The organism is Nocardioides bruguierae (assembly GCF_023656415.1).
GTDB classification, from domain to species: Bacteria; Actinomycetota; Actinomycetes; order Propionibacteriales; family Nocardioidaceae; genus Nocardioides; species Nocardioides bruguierae.
The window spans coordinates 1-1203 of the sequence record NZ_JAMOIL010000057.1; the positions used below are offsets into that span (position 1 = coordinate 1).

Genomic DNA, 1203 nt, shown 5'->3' on the forward strand with positions numbered 1-1203 from the left:
AGCGCTGCCACGTCAGCAACGTCTCCACCGATCCTGGAGCGGGCTGTCGCGGGTGTGCGCTCGGGTGCCGAGTCTAGTTGCGGGGACGTCAGGCGGCGTCGGCGTCGGTCGTGGTTGACCGGCCGGTGCGGACGGTGACGCGCAGGAACAGGGCCAGCGCCTGCCAGGCCACATAAAGGATGCCCGCGATGAGGAGGCCGTAGACCACGGCGAGGACGTTGGGTCCGAACCCGGGGCCTGGCCCGTTGCCGAAGTCGGTGACGAACAGCGGCACCCAGATCGCGGCGTTGACGGCCCACGGTGTCGCCCAGGTCAGTGCCTCACGCCGGGTGGTCGCCGACTCACGCCGGTAGGCCCGTGCCAGGAAGACAGACATGGCGATGACGTAGAGCACGCCGATCGTGAGCAGCGGCCACTCCTGGGTCACCAGAAGAACTGAGAGTCCCAGGCCTCCGGCGATGAGGTTGCTGACCAGAATGTCGCGCCGCATAGGGGGTGCCTCCGTTGGCTACATGGCCGCGCTGTCGGCCTGTCCTGACTATATCGACAGGCGGGGACAGAAAGTGCAGTTCAGGGCCGTCTGTTGGAACACACGGCCCGTGCAGGCGCGGGCGTGACGGCCCCGAGACCCCTCCAACAGCACCGAGAAGATCCCGAGATAGGCCTCAGAAGGCCTCCGGAACAAAGACACCCCCGCTCTGGGGGCCGGGCCGGTCGTGCGTCGACTTTCGTCGTCGAGATTCCTACGTTCGTCGGAACCCCAGCTCGCCGATTCCATGGACTCCCATCCGGCTATCAGCGTGACCTGATGGCCGCGCGCGGCTTGGACCAAGTCCTCGTCGCCACCCGAAGCCCCACCTCGTCTGGTTCTCAGACCAGCAAAAAGGCGTAGCTCCCGGCGCTGCGTCGAAGTCTGCACGGATCACACCTCTTCGACCTGGCACGCGCGAAGCAGCACTGCGGGTCGGCTGGGAGGACGACGACAGCCACGGCGTGCAACTGACGCTCGAGTGCAAGCGCGGTAGCGAAGCTCGGACTCTGCATCGGTCTGTCGTCCTGCCCGCCAAACCGTACGACGTTCTTCAATCCGTCTTCTAGAACGGCGCTCTGCAGCCGGCCACGCGCTCTACTGCAGCCGCTACTGCAGCCGCTACTGCAGCCGATGGCTGACAGAGACAACAAAACCGCCTCTGACGTCTGCGT

General features: G+C 66.0%; 1 protein-coding gene. It reads right to left on the bottom strand.

Annotated features, from left to right (window positions below; translation table 11 throughout):
• Positions 1-88: 88 nt before the first annotated feature.
• Entirely contained in the window at positions 89-490 is a 402-nt protein-coding gene (locus M8330_RS21500) for a hypothetical protein (RefSeq protein WP_250829022.1), read from the bottom strand.
• Between the last annotated feature and the right edge of the window lie 713 nt (positions 491-1203).

Excerpts from the sequence above, each read along its gene's own strand:
- M8330_RS21500 (WP_250829022.1), bottom strand. The coding sequence starts at position 490 with ATGCGGCGCGACATTCTGGTCAGCAACCTCATCGCCGGAGGCCTGGGA.